At 50.2% G+C, this 19,980-nt stretch carries 14 protein-coding genes and 1 riboswitch; of the genes, 1 reads left to right on the top strand and 13 read right to left on the bottom strand.

Translation table 11 applies throughout. The annotated features are described in order from the left end of the window. Window positions 1-32: 32 nt before the first annotated feature. The 12 genes from rny to RDW05_RS03460 form a co-directional block, all read right to left on the bottom strand. The gene (gene rny / locus RDW05_RS03515; protein ID WP_374111008.1) at window positions 33-1,568 is read right to left on the bottom strand and encodes a ribonuclease Y; all 1,536 of its coding nucleotides are present in this window, start codon (window positions 1,566-1,568) and stop codon (window positions 33-35) included. Between the two features lie 247 nt (window positions 1,569-1,815). Continuing rightward, window positions 1,816-2,343 carry a regulatory protein RecX gene (locus tag RDW05_RS03510; RefSeq protein ID WP_307977855.1) on the bottom strand — a complete coding sequence of 176 codons (528 nt, stop codon included), beginning with the start codon at window positions 2,341-2,343 and terminating at the stop codon, window positions 1,816-1,818. Further along, window positions 2,318-3,370 carry a recombinase RecA gene (recA, locus tag RDW05_RS03505; protein ID WP_307977854.1) on the bottom strand — a complete coding sequence of 351 codons (1,053 nt, stop codon included), beginning with the start codon at window positions 3,368-3,370 and terminating at the stop codon, window positions 2,318-2,320. The genes RDW05_RS03510 and recA overlap by 26 nt, the downstream gene beginning before the upstream one ends. Window positions 3,371-3,460: 90 nt before the next feature. Continuing rightward, complete coding sequence (hslO, locus tag RDW05_RS03500; protein ID WP_303711281.1) at window positions 3,461-4,360, bottom strand: Hsp33 family molecular chaperone HslO; 900 nt, start codon at window positions 4,358-4,360, stop codon at window positions 3,461-3,463. Between the two features lie 176 nt (window positions 4,361-4,536). Next, window positions 4,537-4,998 (bottom strand): 6,7-dimethyl-8-ribityllumazine synthase, encoded by a 462-nt coding sequence (gene ribE, locus RDW05_RS03495; RefSeq protein ID WP_293390416.1) that lies wholly within the window; start codon window positions 4,996-4,998, stop codon window positions 4,537-4,539. Between the two features lie 1,011 nt (window positions 4,999-6,009). Next, on the bottom strand, window positions 6,010-7,236 hold the full coding sequence (locus RDW05_RS03490) for a bifunctional 3,4-dihydroxy-2-butanone-4-phosphate synthase/GTP cyclohydrolase II (protein WP_307977853.1): 1,227 nt from the start codon (window positions 7,234-7,236) through the stop codon (window positions 6,010-6,012). 21 nt (window positions 7,237-7,257) lie between these two features. Next, window positions 7,258-7,908: a riboflavin synthase gene (locus RDW05_RS03485; RefSeq protein WP_293828482.1), complete on the bottom strand. Its 651-nt coding sequence runs from the start codon at window positions 7,906-7,908 to the stop codon at window positions 7,258-7,260. Beyond that, complete coding sequence (gene ribD, locus RDW05_RS03480) at window positions 7,908-9,032, bottom strand: bifunctional diaminohydroxyphosphoribosylaminopyrimidine deaminase/5-amino-6-(5-phosphoribosylamino)uracil reductase RibD (RefSeq protein WP_307977894.1); 1,125 nt, start codon at window positions 9,030-9,032, stop codon at window positions 7,908-7,910. Before ribD ends, RDW05_RS03485 begins: the two co-directional genes overlap by 1 nt. A gap of 82 nt (window positions 9,033-9,114) precedes the next feature. Next, a riboswitch (FMN riboswitch) is annotated at window positions 9,115-9,231 on the bottom strand. Window positions 9,232-9,301: 70 nt separating this feature from the next. After that, window positions 9,302-10,423, bottom strand: coding sequence for a M20/M25/M40 family metallo-hydrolase (locus tag RDW05_RS03475; RefSeq protein ID WP_307977852.1), 1,122 nt, complete (start codon window positions 10,421-10,423; stop codon window positions 9,302-9,304). Between the two features lie 83 nt (window positions 10,424-10,506). Next, complete coding sequence (locus tag RDW05_RS03470) at window positions 10,507-10,692, bottom strand: hypothetical protein (protein WP_307977851.1); 186 nt, start codon at window positions 10,690-10,692, stop codon at window positions 10,507-10,509. Between the two features lie 26 nt (window positions 10,693-10,718). Continuing rightward, a complete protein-coding gene (locus RDW05_RS03465) occupies window positions 10,719-14,108 on the bottom strand; it encodes a UvrD-helicase domain-containing protein (protein WP_307977850.1) in 3,390 nt (1,129 codons plus the stop codon). Further along, entirely contained in the window at window positions 14,101-17,268 is a 3,168-nt protein-coding gene (locus RDW05_RS03460) for a PD-(D/E)XK nuclease family protein (RefSeq protein WP_307977849.1), read from the bottom strand. The genes RDW05_RS03465 and RDW05_RS03460 overlap by 8 nt, the downstream gene beginning before the upstream one ends. Window positions 17,269-17,703: 435 nt before the next feature. On the opposite strand from RDW05_RS03460, the gene RDW05_RS03455 reads away from it, so the two are divergent. Beyond that, window positions 17,704-18,603, top strand: coding sequence for an Rpn family recombination-promoting nuclease/putative transposase (locus RDW05_RS03455; protein ID WP_307977848.1), 900 nt, complete (start codon window positions 17,704-17,706; stop codon window positions 18,601-18,603). Window positions 18,604-18,700: 97 nt separating this feature from the next. Here RDW05_RS03455 and ltrA read toward each other — a convergent pair. Further along, on the bottom strand, window positions 18,701-19,980 hold a 1,280-nt coding region (gene ltrA / locus RDW05_RS03450), incomplete at its 5' end, for a group II intron reverse transcriptase/maturase (protein ID WP_307977847.1).

Below are 19,980 nucleotides of genomic sequence, written 5' to 3'. Positions count from 1 at the left end.
GAGCTGCCTAAGCAGCTCTTTTTTGAATTTCGTTATTTTGCGTAATCAACAGCACGGGTTTCGCGGATGATAACAACCTTAATCTGGCCAGGATATTCCATTTCAGCTTCAATCTTCTTGGAGATATCGCGTGCCAGGAGCACAGCGGAAGCATCATCAATAACATCCGGTTTAACCATAATGCGGATTTCGCGACCAGCCTGTACAGCATAGCACTTTTCAACGCCCTCAAAGGACTCAGAAATTTCTTCCAATCGAGTTAAGCGCTTCAGGTAGCTTTCCAGAGTTTCGCGTCTTGCACCCGGGCGGGCAGCAGATACTGCGTCAGCGGCAGATACCAGAACAGCTTCAACACTCTTAGGCTCGCAGTCACCATGATGCGCCAGGATAGCATTGACAATCAGGTCGGACTCACGGAACTTCTTGGCAATTTCGCCACCGATTTCAACGTGAGAGCCTTCCATCTCATGGTCAATAGCCTTGCCGATATCATGCAGCAGGCCGGCACGTTTTGCCAGAACAACGTCAACGCCGAGCTCAGAAGCCATTACACCTGCCAGGTTAGCAACCTCAACAGAGTGGTTCAACACATTCTGACCATAGCTTGTACGATATTTCAGGCGACCCAGCAGCTTAATCAGTTCGGGATGCAGGCCATGCACGCCAACTGCAAAGGTAGCCTGTTCGCCGGCTTCCTTAATCTTCTGCTCAACCTCTTTTTGTGCCTTTTCAACCATTTCCTCAATGCGGGACGGATGAATACGACCATCATTAATCAATTTTTCCAGAGCGATACGGGCAACCTCGCGGCGTACCGGATCAAAGCCGGAAATGATAACAGCCTCCGGAGTATCATCGATAATCAGATCAATGCCGGTCAATGTTTCCAGGGTGCGGATGTTACGGCCTTCACGACCGATAATACGGCCCTTCATTTCATCGTTCGGCAGACCTACTACAGAAACAGTAGTTTCAGCTACATGGTCTGCAGCACAACGCTGAATTGCTAAGGAAATAATTTCTCTTGCCTTGCGGTCCGCTTCATCCTTTGCCTGTTGCTCCAGATCCTTAACCATCATAGCAGATTCATGCTTAACCTCATCCTCGAGGGATTGCAGCAGCTCCTGCTTTGCCTCATCACTGGTCAGTCCGGAAATACGCTCCAGTTCAACCTGACGTTTTTCCAGCATTGCATCAGCCTTCTCCTGAGCAGCGTTCAGGCGCTGTTCCTTAGAAGCCAGCTTTTCTTCTTTGCGTTCGAAGGATTCGATTTTACGGTCCAGATTTTCTTCTTTTTGCAACAGACGACGCTCCTGACGCTGCAGGTCATTACGTCTGTCTTTATTTTCACGCTCCATTTCGGAACGCAGACGATGGATTTCTTCTTTAGCCTCCATCATGATTTCTTTGCGTTTTGCTTCGCCGGTCTGCTCCGCATCCTGTACAATACGGATAGCCTGCTCTTCTGCAGTGGCAATTTTAGTTTCAGCAACATTTTTGCGAACCAGATAACCTACTGCACCGCCAGCCAGACCAACGACAACAGCTGTACCGATAATTTCTAAAATCGTCCTCACCTCCTAAATTTAGATTTTTCCAAGATTTTTTTGCATAGTAACAGCAGGCGCCTGCTTGCGTCTGCTATAGATGTCCTTATTCCGTTGAATCTATAATAAATCACTGTATTATCTATTCTGAAATAGGGCAAAAAATAAGGCAACCGCTTTACGCGTCGCCTCGTGAAAATCGTTGATATTAACACGATTGGATAACTACATTATAGTGTATATTTAACAAAATTGTCAAGTTTAACCGCTATATATTGTCTGAAAAATGCAATTTACCCAATATAATGTGCACATATCTTGATGAAAAGCCACGGGCCGCCATAAAGCGTCCCGCAGCCGCATATATTTTCTTGTTGTCAGTTTCTGCTGTTAGCTTGCGCTGATTGCGCTGCACGAAAAGCTGCGCTGCATTCTCCGCCTGCTGCTCTTCAATGTCAGGCGTAAAGCGTTCCATGATTTCCGCAGCCACATCCGGGCATATGCCGCGCTTGGTCAGCTCCAGCTGCAGATGCTGTCTGCCGTAATAGCGTTTGGCCAGCCAGGCCTCGTACACCCTTTGGGCGTAACGCTCCTCGTTCAGCAGACCGTAATCCTCCAGCTTGGCCGCTGCCTCCAGCGCCTGCGCCTTAGTTGCACCCTTGCGCTGCAAGCGCTCCACCATATCCTTATGACTGTAATCACGGTAAGACAATAAATCCAGCGCGCAGTCATAAGCCTGCTGCGCGCTGGTAAAGCCTTCTTCCTTTTTTTTATTCCTTAAAGATCGACTCCACATCCTGCAACGGCTCCTCAGCTGCTTCCTTATTATCGCTCTTGGCAATCGTCACTGCGCGGATTTTAGCTTCAATTTCGTTGGCAATTTCCGGATTTTCGCGCAAATAGTCTTTAACCTTTTCCTTGCCCTGACCTAAACGGATATCGCCATAGGAATACCAGGCACCGCTCTTGTTGATAATATCAAGATCTGCACCAAGATCAACAAGGCAGCCCTCATGGGAAATACCCTTGCCATACATGATATCGAACTCAGCCTGTCTGAACGGAGGTGCTACCTTATTTTTGACAACCTTGACACGGGTACGGCTGCCGATAACATCGTTGCCGTTTTTCAGCGTATCAATACGACGTACATCCATACGGACAGTAGAGTAGAATTTCAGTGCGCGGCCACCGGTGGTTGTTTCCGGATTACCGAACATAACGCCGACCTTTTCACGAATCTGGTTAATGAAAATTGTTGCACATTTGGATTTGGAAATCAAGCCGGTCAGCTTACGCAGAGCCTGGCTCATCAGACGTGCCTGCAGACCAACGTGTGAATCACCCATTTCGCCTTCGATTTCTGCACGCGGAACCAAAGCTGCAACGGAGTCGATAACGATAATATCAATAGCGCCGCTGCGTACCAGTGCGTCAGCAATTTCCAAAGCCTGTTCGCCGTTATCCGGCTGAGAAATCAGCAGATCGTCAATATCTACACCCAGATGACGGGCATATTCCGGATCAAGCGCATGCTCCGCATCAATAAAAGCTGCATAGCCGCCCATTTTCTGAGCTTCAGCAATCATATGCAATGCAACGGTAGTTTTACCGGAAGATTCAGGACCGTAAATCTCAATAACACGTCCACGCGGAATACCACCGACACCAAGAGCAATATCTAAGGATAAAGCACCTGTAGGAATAACCTCAATATTCATCTTGGCACTTGCTTCGCCCAGCATCATAATGCTGCCCTTGCCAAAATCCTTTTCAATCTGGTGCATCGCCATGTCTAAAGCTTTCTTTTTATCTGCGTCCATTTGCTTGCCTCCTAATATATAAATTTAAAATTCATCAATTCACTGCCTTTATTATACAAACAAAAGTTTCGTTTGTCAAGAAAAGTTTTGTTATTTAATATTCTGTTTAGCAGCTTCCAGCTGTGCCTGCTTTTCCTTTTCTTCCAGCAGGTGCTTGATTTCATCCTGAGTATATTCATAGGTGCTGTTGCAGAATTCGCAGTGAGCTTCTGTTGTTTTATCCTGCGCCAGCTCCTCCAGGGATTTTACATCAAGGCTGCCCAAAGCCGCCAGAATGCGCTCACGGCTGCAGCGGCATTTGAAGCTCAGGGGAATGGTTTCTTTAATATCAACGTCCAGACCGCGGCCGAGAATTTCAATCATCTTTTGCGGAGTATAACCGATTTCCAGCAGCTGGGTTACATACGGAGTCAGGTTAACGTTGTTTTCCAGCTTTTCCAGAACCTCGTCGGTGCAGCCTGGCATAGCCTGAATAAAGAAGCCACCGGAGGCTGTTACGTTGCCGTCCTTGTCAACCAGTACGCCCAGAGCAACGCTTGTCGGTGTCTGTTCGGATACATAGAGGTATTTGGTCAGGTCGCTGGCGATTTCGCCGTCCTGCAGCTCGCAGTAGCCGGTGAAGGGCTCTGCATTCTGCAGATAACGCGTTACGATAATATTACCCTCGCCGATGCCGCCGCCGACATCCAGCTTGCCATTTTTCAGGGGCAAAAATGCATCGGGGTTTTCTACATAACCGCGCACTGTGCTGCCTTCGGCATCTGCTACTACCTCGCCCAAAGGGCCGTCGCCCTTCAGACGCAGGCTGATGCGCTCGTTATCCTTCATTGTTGCGGCCAGCAGCAGCGCGCCGTTCATCGCACGTCCCAGAGCAGCGCTTGCCAGATGGGAGCAGCCGTGCTTTTTAGCTGCTTCCTGTACCAGATTAGTGGTGCATAATGCATAAATACGTACACCGTCGGCCGTAGCCTTTGTCAAAACATCTTCCATAATATCTGCCTCACAATCCTGCCTTACGGCAAAAATTTTACTTGCTTAATAAAACAAGCCCACTAAACTACTGCTAGCGGGCTTGCAAATTTCATGCATGGGGAACAGCCTGTTATCAGCTCTTCCACAATGTCAATTATAAATCATAATAGTCAAAAAGGCAAGCGGTGAAAATGTTACATTTCTTTGAAGAGATTTACCATTTCCATTGCGGTCATTGCGCAGTCTACGCCCTTGTTGCCGGCCTTGGTGCCTGCACGTTCTACAGCCTGCTGGATGTTTTCGGTGGTGAGTACGCCGAAGGCTACGGGTACGCCAGTTTGCATGCTTACCTGAGCGATGCCTTTGGAGGCTTCGGCGCATACATAGTCAAAGTGCGGGGTTGCGCCGCGGATTACGGCACCTAAGCAGATTACTGCGTCATATTTGCCGCTTTCTGCGAGTTTTTTTGCTGCCATGGGGATTTCGAAGGCGCCCGGTACCCAGGCTACGGTGAGGTCTTCGTCAGCTGCTTCGTGGCGGATGAGGCAGTCTACGCAGCCGCTGAGGAGTTTGCTGGTGATGAATTCGTTGAAGCGGGCTACGACGATGGCGATTTTCATATTTTTGGCGGTGAGTTTTCCTTCTAAGGTTTTCATGGTTTGTTCCTCCTGAGTTTTGTGAATTTATATTTTGCTTTGTGTTTTATTTTTCTGTTTTTAGTTATGCGTGCTGTTATGATACTTTTTGTCCTGGTCGACAAAAAGTATCCAAAAAACGCCCTTTACGGCTGCTCCGCCGGATTCCGGCGACTGGATTCGCAGAATTTTTCACGTCGCTGATTTTCATGTGACGTGCTTCCTATTGGTTGCGTCAACACTCCAGCGAAAAATTCCTGTGCCTGTCCGTTGCTGGCGATGTTCGCTATACATCGATGTGCTTGCGAGCCCGTCGTCCGTTCCGGTCTGCGCAGCGCCTAGAGTGGTGTGCTGTTTGTTAATGCGAAGTTTTGGCGTTCTAAAACTTTATGCGTAGTTTTGCGTGCTTCCGTTTCGCTTGCACTCTATGATACTTTTTGTCCTGGTCGACAAAGAGTATCCAAAAAACGCCCTTGCATGCTGCTTCGCCGGATTCCGTTCTGCGCAGCGCCTAGTATTGCGTTCTGATTGTTTTAGCCTAGTTTTGGCGTTCTAAATACTTAATGCTAAGTTTAGTCTTCCGGCGACTTGGCTTGCGGTATTGATACTTTTTGTCCTGGTCGACAAAAAGTATCCAAAAAACGCCCTTATATGCTGCTCCGCCGGATTCCGGCGACTAGATTCGCAGAATTTTTCACGTCGCTGATTTTTGTGTGACGTGCTTCCTATTGGTTACTTCAACGCTCCAGCGAAAAATTCCTGTGCCTGTCCGTTGCGAGCGCAATTCGCTATACATCGATGTGCTTGCGAGCCCGTCGTCCGTTCCGGTCTGCGCAGCGCCTAGTGTGGCGTGCTTATTGCTCAGCCGAAGTTTACGTTTCAGATTGCGCAGCGCCGAGTGTGACGTGCTTATTGTTTATAAGCACGTTATAGATGCGTAATTAATATATCGTGAAGCGAATAAAAATTTTAGCAAATTTTTTCTGAGCGCAATGATATGTTAATTGCAACGCTTGCATGCCTATATATTTCTTAGTGTTTGCCGCAGCTGCAGCCTTCGTGCAGCTTGTGGCCCATTTTCTCTTCTTTAACGTCGAGATAATGTTCGTTGTATTTGTTAGGCTCCATGATGATGGGCACGCGGTCGGTGATGGTGATGCCATAGCCGGAAAGGCCGATGCGTTTTGCGGGGTTGTTGGTAATCAGGCGGATGCTGGTGAGACCGAGGTCAGCCAGAATTTGTGCGCCCATGCCATAGTCGCGCAGGTCGGGAGCAAAGCCCAGACGCACGTTAGCCTCAACGGTATCAAGTCCCTGGTCCTGCAGTGCATAAGCACGGATTTTATTGGCCAGGCCAATACCACGGCCCTCCTGACGCATGTAAACAACAGCGCCGCAGCCTTCCTTTTCAATCATCTTCAATGCGGTTGCCAGCTGGTCGCCGCAGTCGCAGCGCAGGCTGCCGAAGGCATCACCGGTCAGGCACTCGCTGTGTACGCGCACCAGCACGTCCTTTTTGCCGGCAACATCACCCTTGACAATAGCAACATGGCAAAGGTTATCCAAATCATTTTCATATGCAATAATGCGGAAATTGCCGTATTTAGTCGGCAATGCAGCCTCAGCAGCACGATGTACCATTTTTTCGTGTGCCTTGCGATAAGCAACAAGCTCAGCAACAGTAATAAAAACAAGCTTATGCTTTTTGGCGAACTCGATTAAATCGGGAGTGCGCGCCATATGGCCGTCATCGTTCATAATCTCGCAACAGATGCCTACGGGCTGCAGGCCTGCCAGCTTGCACAAATCAACAGTGGTTTCGGTGTGACCGGTACGCACCAGTACACCGCCCTTGCGTGCGCGCAGCGGGAAAACGTGTCCCGGACGGCGGAAGTCGCTCGGCTGTGCGCCCGGTTCGGCACATTTTTTCATGGTATAAGCGCGCTCGTAAGCAGAAATACCGGTGGTAGTATCAACATGGTCAATAGAAACAGAGAAGGCTGTTTCGTGATTGTCAGTGTTGTGCGTTACCATAGCGCCGAACTGCAGCTTATCCATAACCTCGCTGTCTGCCGGCATGCAGATAAGTCCGCGTGCTTCCTTCGCCATAAAGTTAATAGCCTCGGGAGTGCACAGCTCGGCTGCCATAATCAGGTCGCCTTCGTTTTCGCGGTCCTCGTCATCAGTTACCAGTACCATCTGACCTGCTTTAATCGCAGCGATGGCTTCATCAATTGTATTATACTTAAACTTTTCCATTCTCTACCTCTTTGTTGCTGCTCAGATAAACCCATTTTCCAGCAGCATATTTTTATTTAAAGCAGGCTCCTGAGTCTGCTTGGGGTTAAATTTTAACATTTGCTCTACATATTTTCCGATAATATCCGTTTCCAGATTTACGCTGTCGCCCACATCCTTAAAGCCAAGCGTTGTTTCCTTGGCGGTATGCGGAATCAGCGATACGGAAAAGCTGCTTTCCGTAACCTGCGTCACCGTCAGGCTGATACCATCAATCGCAATGCTGCCCTTTTTGATGATATATTTCAAAAGCTCCGGCGGGGTATTGATAGTCACCACCATCGCAATGCCCTCAGGCCTGCGGCTGGCAATTACACCAAGGCCTTCCACGTGTCCGCTGACGATGTGACCGTCAAGACCGTCGCACAGGCGCAGCGTGCGCTCCAGATTTACTCTGTCGCCGGCATGCAGGCTGCCGATATTAGTCAGGCGCACTGTTTCCGGCATCACGTCGGCGGTAAAAGCGGAATCATCCATGCTTACTACCGTCAGGCAGGCGCCGTTGACGGCAACGCTGTCACCGATTTTCAAATTCTGCAGTACCTTCGCCGCCGCTACTGTCAGGTGATATGATTCACCCTGCTGCGCCAGCTTTTGCACTGTTCCCAGTTCAGCTACCAATCCTGTAAACATTATTCTGCCTCCCTCAGCAGCTCCTGCTTATCCAGCTCCGGCACCAGACCTGTTATCAGTACATCACTGCCCATTTTTTCAACCTCGACCTCATCAAGCTGCCAGCCGGTTTCCACCAGACTGCTGCCTGCACCGCCGACCGGGGGCAGAGCGGCAGCGCCGCCAATCAGCTTGGGCGCTACAAAGGCGCACACTCTGTCAGCAAGGCCTGCATCAAAGAAGGCACCGTGAATCGCACTGCCTCCTTCTACCAGCAGGCTGGTAATACCGCGCTCAGCCAAGGCCTGTACAACCTGTGCCACAGGCAGCACGCCGTCAGCCAACGGCAGACGTATCACCTCTACGTTAGGCAGAGCAGCCAGCGCTTCCGCCTTAACGATATCGGAATCCAAACCAGTAAAGATAATCGTATCCGCCAGCGGATTCAGAACTGCTGCCATCAGCGAAATCTTCAGGCTGCTGTCGAGCACCACGCGCACCGGATTTTTGCCGCGCACCAGACGGGTAGTCAGCTCCGGGTCATCCTCCAGTACGGTGCCAATACCGACAAGTACAGTGTCATGCTGCTTACGCAGGCGGTGTGCGAAGGTGCGTGCCTCCTCGCCGGTAATCCATTTGCTGTCACCCGTTGCCGTGGCAATCTTGCCATCCAGCGTCATAGCGTATTTTAAAGTAATAAACGGACGCTTTTTGGTAATCCAGGTAAAGAAGCGTTCATTCAGGCGCTGTGCTTCTTTTTCGCATACGCCGGTAACAACCTCTATACCCTGCAGGCGCAGATATTCCAAACCCTGACCTGCAACCTTGGGGTTAGGATCAAGGCAGGCCACCACAACCTTGCTGATGCCCGCACGTGCCAAGGCTACGCAACAGGGACCGGTGCGTCCGTAATGTGCGCAGGGCTCCAGCGTTACATAGGCCGTTGCACCCTGAGCCATCTGCTTAGCCTCCGCTAAGGCATTGACCTCGGCATGCGGTTCGCCGGCCTTATGGTGATAGCCCTCACCCACAATATTGCCGTCATCATCTACAATCACACAGCCAACCATCGGGTTGGGACTGGTGTTGCCCTCTGCCTGCAGCGCCAGCTCCAGGGCCCGCTGCATATATGCTTCATCTGTCATTCTTGCCAAAATATCACCTTCCAGTAATATAAAAAACCGCATAAAGACCTAAGGAGCCCTTATGCGGTAAAAAATACAGTTTTGCCACCTTTTATCATCCAGACTATACTGTCGGTACCGGAATCACACCGGTTCATGCGCTGTTGCGCTAGCGGACTTTACCGCCGATCGGGAATTGCACCCTGCCCCAAAGGTTACATTATGAAGTTATTTTTATTATAGCGTCAAATTTTCTTCCAGTCAAGAAAACTATACGTGAACACTATGATTTACTTCGCTGCCTCTTTAATAATTTCGTAGGTCCAGCGTGCAGTGTTGTACAGGTCCTCTTCCTTCAGATATTCCGCGGTAGTATGTACATTGCTCATGCCAGTGGCCAATAGGCCGCAGGGCAGGCCGTAGCCGCAAAGATAGTTGCCGTCGCTGCAGCCGCCGGTTGTCTTCAGCTCTACCGGGAAGCCCAGTGTTTCCGCAGCGCGTGCTGCCAGCTTAATGCATTCGTGGTCCTTGTTCAGCTCAACAGCAGGACAGCCTTCCACTACGTCGAATTCAACCTGACCGCCGCCAGCTTCAACAGCCTCTTTAATCAGAGCGATGGTGGAATCCTTCAGTGCTTCCAGACGCGGTACGTTCAGAGAGCGCATATCAATGACGAATTTAGCCTCTGGGCAGACGATGTTGGTGCCAACGCCTGCGTTGAACATGCCGATGTTAAAGGTAGTTTCGCTGTCCAGACGACCGTAAGCAGGCAGCTTGGACAGAGCATCTGCTGCCAGCATAATCGCATTGACGCCTTCTTCCGGAGCAATGCCTGCATGGGCAGCCTTGCCCTTGACGATTACGTAAATATCGTACAGCTTCGGTGCAGCGTAGGTAATTTCACCCGGTGCACCGCCAATATCCATGCAATAGCCATAATCAGCCTTAATCCAGCTTTGGTCCATGTTTACTACGCCCAGACAGCCGATTTCCTCGCTGACAGTAAAGCACAGCTGCACGTCGCCATGAGCAACGCCGTCCTCCTTCAGTGCGCGCACCGCCTCCAGCATGGCAGCAACGCCAACCTTGTCGTCACCGCCCAGAGTTGTGGTACCGTCGCTGTACAGAACGCCATCCTTACGGACAACCTTGGTGCCGGTTGTCGGTGCTACGGAATCCATGTGCGCTTCGAACAGCAGCTTCGGAGCATTCGGCACGGTTCCCTTTACATAGGCCCACACATTGCCGCAGGTACCGCCAGTTTTTTCGTGCGCCTTATCCATCTCCGGCTCCAGGCCAAGCTCGCGCAGCTTCGCCATAATCAGCTCTGCTTCCTGCTTTTCATCCTTACTGGGGCAGGGAACGCTTACCAGCTCTATAAATTCATCAATCAATCTTGTTTTGTTTATCATTATGGTCACCTCGTAGTAGTTTAAGATATAAGCATATTATATACCTTAATGAAAGCCGAGCGCAAGTTTAACTGCCGGCAATATTACAGCTGCAGATAGCGGCAGGCCAGATACAAAGCGCCCGCAACCAAACCACCGCAGGCACGGATGCGCAGCTTTTTCACATCCACGCGCTCCGGGTCGCTCTTCTGCAGACGGCCGATGCCGCCCAGCAGCAGCCATGCGGAAAACAGCAGCATGGCCGCCGCCAGATAATCCCAGCTTTCCAATTTAGCAAAAATCTCCATTATATCACCTATTCTTTATTCTTTTGCGGACACAGATATGCATAGTGACAGTAAGCACAGCTTTCGTTACAGCTGCAGGCGAAATCATCCTCCTCGCCCTTACCGCTGATTTCCTCGCACAGCTCTACTGCCTCCTGCAGATATGATTTATCCAACGGCAGCTGCCAGACGCTCATGTTCTGCAGAAAGTGCAGCTCGGTGCGCACAACTCTTTTGCCGGGGTACAGCTTTTCCGCAGCATCCTTATACAGCGCCAGCTGATAAGCATAGCCCAGCTTCACCTCGTCAGGCTCCGGCGGCGTACCTGTTTTATAGTCCACTATAATCATATTATCATCTTTGTCAAAGGCCAGCAAATCGATTACGCCCTCAGCCGCCAGCTCCTGCTGCAGAGGCTGTACAAATTCTAATTCACGCTTCTGCTTTTTGGGCAATGCTTTATACAAATCGCTGACAATATAAGCATCAAACATACTCTTGGCCTGTGTTGCCGCAGCGCCTGGAGCAAATTCATCCAACGCAATGGCAAAAACAGCCTCCGCATTATAGCCATTATACAGCTCCAGCGCTTTGTGCACAATACTGCCGGTTACACTTGCCGGCAGCTCGTGCGCCTGCTCGTCAGCAACTGTCTGCTCCAGCTCAGGTACTGCCAGAACCTGCTGGTAGTAATATTGACGCTGACAATGCAGGTACGTCTGCAGCGCACTTGCGGTAAAGCAGGTACGGCCGCAGGCTGCGTAGGCAGGCAGTGGTGCCAAGGACAACGGCTCCAGCACCAGCTGCTCTTGCTCGCTCTGCTGCGCAACAGCCGGGCTTAAAGCAGCGGCACACAAAAGGCGTACCCATGGACAGCTGCTTTCCTGCTTTTCCCAGTCAGCCTCGTATACTGCCTGAAGCTGCTGCCACCAGCCCTTGGCGGCAGGCAGCCCGATAACAGCCTCCGGCAGCTTTTCTTCCGCCACCGTACCAACCATTAACAGCTGCTTTTGCGCACGCGTCATCGCAACGTACAGCAAGCGTCTGGCTTCTTCTTCTTCCAGCTCACTGTCGCGCGCCTTCGCCAGCTCGTACACGCCGCTGTTTTGCAGCTGCATTTCCTTATCGGGTACCTTGATGCCCAAAAGTCCCTGCTCGCCTTCCTTGCCTGGCAAATATTTGATAGACGCAGTATCGCCTTTTACTGATTTATCTAACTGCGGTAAAATAACCAGATCGAATTCCAGTCCCTTGGAATTATGTATCGTCATAATCTGCAGTGCATCATCGGCCTGTACGGTAGCGGCAGGCTCCTTGCTGCTGCTTGCGCGCAAATCCTTAACGTTTTGCAGCCATTCCGCCAACGAAGCCTGCTTCGTCTGGCAATACTGCTGTGCCAGGCGGCGCAGCTTTTTGATATTGGCCAGCTTGCTCGGGCCGTTTTCCTGCTGCGACAGAACAAATTCCGGCTTCAGCTCGTCCCAAAGCTGTGCGAACAGCTCCGGCAGTGCCATCAGCGCTGCTGCCTGACGCAGGCTGCGTAAGCGTTCGGCAGCATGCATAGCCAGCGCCTGCTGCTCCGGCGGCAGGTTCAGCTGCAGCTCACCGCTGCCGACAGCCTGCAGTACATCCCACAGCGGTTTATCATTTTCTGTCTGCCAAAAGAGCTGCGTCAGCGTTGCATCATCCAAACCGAAATAGTTGGAGCGCAAAGCACCTGCCAGCTCCAGGCTTGCGTAACGGTTGTGCAGTGCAGCCAGCAGATTCAGTATATCCAGAACCTCCTGCTGCTCATAAAAGCCCTTGCCCTTGACTACTACGCAATTTATACCGTAGCCTTGCAGCGTCTGGCGCAAAATTTTGCAATGCGTCATTGCGCGCAGCAAAATAGCCTTGCTTGCTCCCGGCCTGAGCTGCGGCTCTACTTTAGGCAGCTCCTGCTGCAGATAGGCAGCGATTGCCTCTGCCTCCTTCTGCCATTTATCCTCTTTAGCGCCCAGGTCATCATCCTTGGATTTATACGGCACCTGCAGCAGGCAAACCTTAGCGCCGCCGGTGTTAGCACCCTCGTGATGCTCCAGGCAGATTTCCTCCTTCGGCAAATCCATCAGCTGACAAAAGGCGGTATTACAGCTTTCGACAATGCTCTGCGTGCTGCGGAAGTTGGTTTTCATGCCAAGGTTTTTGCCAGCATTCTGCGCAATATCCTCTTTTACCCTATTAAAGACGCTGACATCCGCATGACGGAAACGATAAATAGACTGCTTCACATCACCGACGATAAACAAGTTGTTCTTATTGTCCAGCTTATTGCCGCAGAGCAGATAAATCAGCTGACGCTGGCGTTCGTTGGTGTCCTGGAACTCGTCTACCATAATATATTTATAGCGCTCCTGATACTTTTGCCGCAGCGCCTCATTCTTCTGCAAATGCTCAATGGCCAGCAAATCCAGATCATCATTAAACAGGACATTATTTTCCTGCTTGCGTGCGCTCAGGCAGGCATAAAACTCCTGCAGCACGGCGAGCCAATCCTGCACTAAATCGCAGCCCTTGGCGTTCAAAAGTACATTGTTCAGCTCCTGACGCAGATTTTTTAAATTAGTCAGCTCCGCTGCCAACGCCTTGCTGCTAACCTTAACAACGCCAGACGCATCCAGCAGGGAGCAGTCCGGCTCCGGCGCCAGCAGCTGCTTTTGCATTTCGTCCAACAATCCTGCAGCCTCCGTCAAGGTCTGGCGTCCCTTGGTCTTTGCCCCCAAAGCCTCGCGCGCTTCGATTACCTCGCGCACAGCAGCAAACAGCTTCTGCTGCAGGGCCGGTAGTTCTTCCTTCGCCTTAAGATAAGGCTCTGCCAGATTATCTTCACGCACCAGCTCCGAGAGCTTGTCCCCCAGCGCCGTAACCTGATTAACAAAGCTGTTGACGCCGTAGGTTTGCACCAGCCTGCGCAGGGCAGCGTTTTCCTTGATATTTTTGCGTAAATATTGCTGCAGCGTTTCTTTAAAAAAGTCCTGCGCTTCAAAATCCTCTAAAATCGTAAATTCCGGATCAAGCTGCGTTTCTACCGGGTTATCTCTCAAAATACGACTGCACAGGCTGTGAATCGTGCTTATCGGCGCACTCTCCACCTTCTGCAGATGCTCCTGCCAGCGCAGTCTTTCCAAATCCGTCTGCGCCTGCTCCACACATTCGCTTACAGCCTGGCGTACACGCCCCTTGATTTCGTCGGCAGCCTTGCGCGTAAAGGTTATCGCCACAATATTCGTGGGATTAACGCTCAAATCCGCGCGCAAAATTTGCACAAAGCGCTTCATCAGTACATAGGTTTTGCCGCTGCCGGCACCGGCGAGCAGCGAAACATTGCTTTTAATCGTATTTATCGCCAAAGCCTGCTCCGGTGTAGGGTTCTTACTCATCGCTCTCGCCTCCCTGTCCGCCGTCGCCGCTCACCAGCTGCACACGGCAAATATCGTGTAACGGGCAATATACATCGCAGCGCCTGCAGCCTGCCAATGCATAATCGCCTGCATAAATTCTTTCTATATAATCCTTCAGCAGCTGCTCCTTTTCCTGCTTAAAGCTATCCCAGGTCAGCTCTGCGGCGTTCTTCGGCTTTTTATACGGCAAGTCGCTGTTGCCCACGCTTTCCAGCAAAAAGGCACTTTTGCGCTTGCCCTCCTTCAGCGAATAATAGCAGCCGCCGCTGACTGCAAGCTGCTCCTTGGAAAGCGCCGCCACCGCCAGCAGATACACCGGCAGCTGCAGGTCGAGCCCCTGCTCCATAGCACTGCCTGTGGGAGGAGTGCCGCTTTTATAGTCCGTGATAAAGGCATGCTCGCCGTCACTGTCGATTCTGTCAACTCTGCCGATGAGTGATACATCACTGCCGTCACTGAGCGTCAGGTACAAGGGCTTGCCGTTTTTGGAGCTGAAATCCCATTCCACAGCCTGCGGCGTAAAGCCGCCCCAACGCTGCTGGTCGGCATATTCAAAGCGCAGCCAGCGCACGAGCATACGCCACAGGCGCTGCTTTTCTACCTGCCAGATATCCTCATTGACGGAAGCAATAGCACTGCTGTTATCATTACGTGCAGCGGTGCAGACATCCTCAAAGACAGCCTCCAGCTCCTCCGTCAGGTCTTCTATGGTTTCGTCAATAATTTTGCTGCCAAGATAAGGCTCGACAAAGCTTTTCAGCGTCTGGTGCAGGATATCACCGGCATCACGCGGCTGCAGCAAATCATCTGCCGCCTCCGCTGCCTGCGCCAGCCACACCTTCTCTGCCAAAAAGCGGAAGGGACAGGCAGCGTAAGCCTCCAGCCTGCTCGCACTGAAGCGGCTGCCGATTTGCTTACGCAGCAGCTTCGTCGTCAGGGAATTTTGCAAATCGCCGTTATATTCCGGCTGCTGTGCCTTACGCAGAATATCCGCTTTGGCTGCCAGCTGCTGCTCCGCAGAGGGAGCCTTTTGCCCGCTGAGCTCTGCTATTTTCGGCAAATCCGCAGCAGCAAAGCGCTTGTCGCTGTACGCCTCCTCCGCCGAAGCAACGCCGAAATCAGGCAGCGTCTGCGATTTCACATAGTCCTTGTCCAGACGCTTTTCCTCACTTCCCGGCTGCAAAAACAGCTTCCAGATTTCCTCCAGATAGCTGCTGGCCAGGCTTTCGCCCACATCCTCATGCCAGGTGATGATAAGCTCCTTTTGCGCCGCACACACAGCCTGAGCAAAGAAATAGGCATCCTCATCAAAGGAGGAGCCAACCGTGGGCAAATCGTAGCCTGCGTCCGCCAGCTGCTTACGCTCCGTATCGTTATAAATCCAGTTTTCGTTTTTAGCCTGCGGGAATTCGCCCTCGCGCAGGCCCATAATATACACGCTGTCGAAGCTCAGGCCCTGTACGTTGCCAACCTCCGTAAAGAGTACGCCGTCCCTGCGGCCGAAGTGCAGAGTAAGCTGCACCTGTCCCAAAGCCTCCTGCAGCAGGCTGTTCCATTGGCTCAGCGTCAGCTTACAATCACTGTTTTTCGCCACCTCGTAATCACGCACAAGCTGCTGCACAGCCTTCAGCACAGCATCCTTACTGCGCAGGCAGGCCAGCATAAAGTCAATAGCTACTCCCTGCTTATGCAAGCTGCCCAAACGTTCCTCCAATGGCAGCGATTGCACAAGCTGCGTCAGCTGCCCGGCATATTCGCTGATGGCAGCCTCCGCCTTAGTGCTTTCTATAAAAGCATCCAGCTGCTGCCACAGCTCCGTTGCATCCCCCAGCAGCTCGTGTGCCTTCTGCATAGCCTCCTGACGTGTTTTGAAATACGTTTGCGTGCGCAGGCTGCTTGCCGTTTCCACATCCACATCAAAGAACAGACGCAAAAGCTCGCAGCTCAGCAGCTCCAGATAGGCCGCTGCCGCCTCACGTCCCCTGCCTGCGGCAGTAAGCAGCAGGCGCAGCATAACAGCCAACGGCTGCGACACCAGCGCAGTTGTCTGCGGCAGGCTCACCGGCACACCGTATTCATCCGCCAGCTGGCGCAAGCCGCTGTATAAGGAAAAGTCGCGCACGGCAACAACAATGCGATTGGCAGCACACTTTTCATGCGCCAGCTGCTGCTTGATTCGCTTCAGCACCCAGCGCATCTCCTGCTCATCGGAGGCAAAGCAGTAGCTTTCCACACCCTCTGCAGGCACCGGCGCGGGCGCATGCCCCAAGTGACGCAGCTGCCGCATAGCAACGCCTGCCGGAGCTTGTCCCAATTCCTCTGCCGCAAGGCTTTCAACCATCGCGCCAAGAATTTTCAGCGCATTGACGGTGTTCGTGCTCGCGCGCATAAACTTGGTAATGGATTCATACTTCGCCTTTTCGTCGGAGCTTACCCTGCGTCCTTCGTAGCTCATGCTGATTACCAGATTATCCACATGCTTCGCCAAAGCCTGCAGAAAGTTTATCTGCACCTGGTCGAGGCTGAAGAAATCGCAGATATAGATATGCTTCCAAGGGATTTTGCAATCCTGCTTCTGCAGCATTTCCATAGCCAGACGATACTTGCCCTCCAGGTCATACCAGTTATTATTTTCCAGATATTGACGATAAAGCAGATAAAAATTGCAGACACCCAAATCCTTGCCCTTCAGCTCATCCTCCTCAAAGGATTTTTGGATTTGGCCGTAGATATCGTCCTTAGTGGCACCGCAGCGCGAAAGCTGGCTTACGAGCGAGGTCATGGCCTTCACAAAGCCGGTTTTATGCGCCAGCGAGCCGAAATATTCCAGCTGCTTGTGCGTAGTCATACCGGTAAGCTGCTTGTTTTCCATCATATAGTCGATGATATCCTGCACAATCAGCTCCTGGCTGCGGCGGCTCAATTCCTTGTAATCGGTACCGCCGTTGATATTCATCAGCTTGCTGGCCAAGGTGTCCATGCCCATGGTTTCAACATTAGGGTAATTGCGGCGCACCTCGTCCATCAGCAGGCGGTTCGGCAGCACCAGTACGCCCTCGCCCAGCGGCTGCTGCGAAAGCTTCTCTGCCAGCTGCGAGCGCAGGCTGCAGCCGAGAGGTACATAAATCAACTTTGCCATAACAATCTCCTTCTTTTTCTTCTTTAATCCTTCAAGTAATCTTGATAAAATCTCTATACCATTTATTATACCATAAGCGACTGTCAAAGATTGTCTATTTGAGGAACAAACTTTTAGGAAAAAAGGAACAGTAACCTCTTCTCTCCTCACTTGACTTTTCTCTCCGCTTCAATTAAACTTAAAGTATGTTCTTACAAAACTGCAGGTAACATTACGCTTCCAGCTACCTTACCTACGGACAAGAAAATAAGCAGTATATCCTGTAGCTCCACTTTAACTGCAGAAGCTTAAGCAAGGCCATTTATATTTATCTGGTACATTCTAAGAGTAGTACAAACTGACGATTTTCTAATCGCCAGGGTACTACTCTTTTTTGTTTTTGTGCTGCTTATGTATTTTTTATAACATCTGTGTTAAAATGAAAGGAGAGAAACCATGCAAGACCTGCTAACAAAATTTGCAAATCTGACTATTCAAAGTGACTTCATCTTCAAGAAGGTTATGTCGCGCAAACGCATCTGCAAGCATCTGCTGGAAGAGCTGCTGCAGATTGAGATTGCGGACATCAACTACATTGAGGCAGAAAAAACTATTGAGCCTGACTACACGAGCCACGGCATCCGCCTGGATATCATCGTAGCAGACGATAAGAATACGCATTATAATCTGGAGATGCAGGTAAAGAACAATAAGAATCCCAATACGAACACTCACGTTCTGCCCAAACGCTCGCGCTATTATCAGGCGCTGCTTGATTTTGATTTACTGCAGGCGGGCCAGCCTTATGATTTGTTGCCGCCGACATTTATCATCTTCATCTGCATTTTTGATTTCTTTGAAAAAGGCAATTACGTTTATACCTTTAAGAAGCGTTGCCTGGAAAATTTGGAGTTGGAGCTTCCTGATGAAGCAACCACGATGCTTTTAAACACCAAAGGTTCGCATGGCGAAATCTCTAAGGATCTTAAAAGCTTTTATGATTATGTAAACAATCACATTGTAACTACTGATTTCACCAAGCAGATTGATGATGAAATCAGCTATCTGAAACTCGATACGAAAGTGAGGCGAGAATATATGCTTATGGAAGCTCGTTTGTTAGACGAACGGCGTGAGGGTATTGCTGAAGGTAAGGACATCGGCTTTGCTGAAGGCAAAGACGTAGGCCTTGCTGAAGGCGAAGCTATAGGCATGGCCAAGGGCGAAGCTATGGGTATTGCCAATGCCAACATTGCTACCGCTAAACGTCTTTTAAGCATGGGACTTACTGTACAGGATATTGCCAAAGCTACTTCTCTCCCAATTGAGCAGATTGATGCTTTAAAAGCTGACTAAACTCGATATGTACACATAACAATCGAGTAGGAGACTGCTCATTATTTGAGCAGTCGACCTCTCACACCACCGTGCGTACCGTTCGGTACACGGCGGTTCAAATACCATAATGCTTGAGTCTTTTAAGCTCGTAATTGCTCGCTAGCTCATAATAGCCCGCTTTTACGAGCTTTTCTCTTGTTATTGACCTATCAAGTATTGCACTTCCTGCTACTCGCCAATAACCTAGTCTTGTGTTTCCCCACATATATGCGTATTCCTCTTGTATTCCTAACTTCTTTAGGTTTCTAACCCTTGTTTTAGGTTTCTTCCATTGTTTCCATATATATTGACGGAGTCTCCTTCGCAACCATTCGTCCCATTCCTGCATTCTACGTTTTATACTTGCTATGCAGTAATAGTTCAGCCAACCGCTTACGTATATTTTTATCTTGTTCATCACTACGCGTACATTTCTTCCTTGGTTTCTGGCTGTCAGCTCTTTTAATTTTGCTTTGGCTTTCTTCAAGGATTGTTTGTGTACTCTTATCATTACACCTGCTTTGTTCTTGCCTAGTGTAAATCCTAAGAACTTGAACTTTTGTGAGTATACATTTACTACTTTGCTCTTTTCCATGTTCAACTTTAGCTTGAGCTTATCTTCAAGATATTTTCTGCTGGATTCCAGCAATCTTTCCGCTGCTCTTTTGCTCCTTGCTTCGACAATAATGTCATCTGCATATCTTACAATATTTACTCCTCGTCTTGACATTTCCTGGTCAAACTCATTCAGGTAAATATTGGCCAATAGTGGCGACAATGGCCCGCCTTGCGGCGAACCTTCTTCTGTCTTTACTATTATTCCGTTGTCCATGACTCCGCTTTTGAGGAATTCCTTGATTAGCTCTATCAGCCTCTTATCTTTTATTCTCCTGCGAAGTATGTTGAGCAGTAAGTCATGGTTCAGCGTGTCGAAATACTTGGATAAGTCTACTTCTACTACGTAGTGGAAGCCCTTTTCGGCATATTCTTTCACGCTTTCCATGGCCTGTTGTGCGCCTCTTCCTACTCGGTAGCCGTAGCTTCCTTTGTGAAAAGTTGCTTCATACATCGGTTGCAGAACTTGCGCTATTGCCTGCTGTACCATTCTATCTATAACAGTTGGTATACCAAGCTTTCGCACTCCTCCGTCTGCTTTGGGAATTTCCTTACGCCTTACTGGATTCGGTTTATATCTTCCGAACCATATGTCAGACACAAGTTCTCGACCATGTTCGGTGCACCAAGGTTCCAGTTCATCGACAGTCATTCCATCAATTCCCGCAGCTCCCTTGTTGCCCTTAACTCTTTTCATTGCTTCGAGTAAATTTCTGCCCCGAAGAATTTCTCGCAGTAAAT

It is taken from the genome of uncultured Phascolarctobacterium sp. (assembly GCF_902463975.1).
GTDB lineage: Bacteria > Bacillota > Negativicutes > Acidaminococcales > Acidaminococcaceae > Phascolarctobacterium_A.
This window is presented reverse-complemented; position numbering and strand designations above follow the sequence as displayed.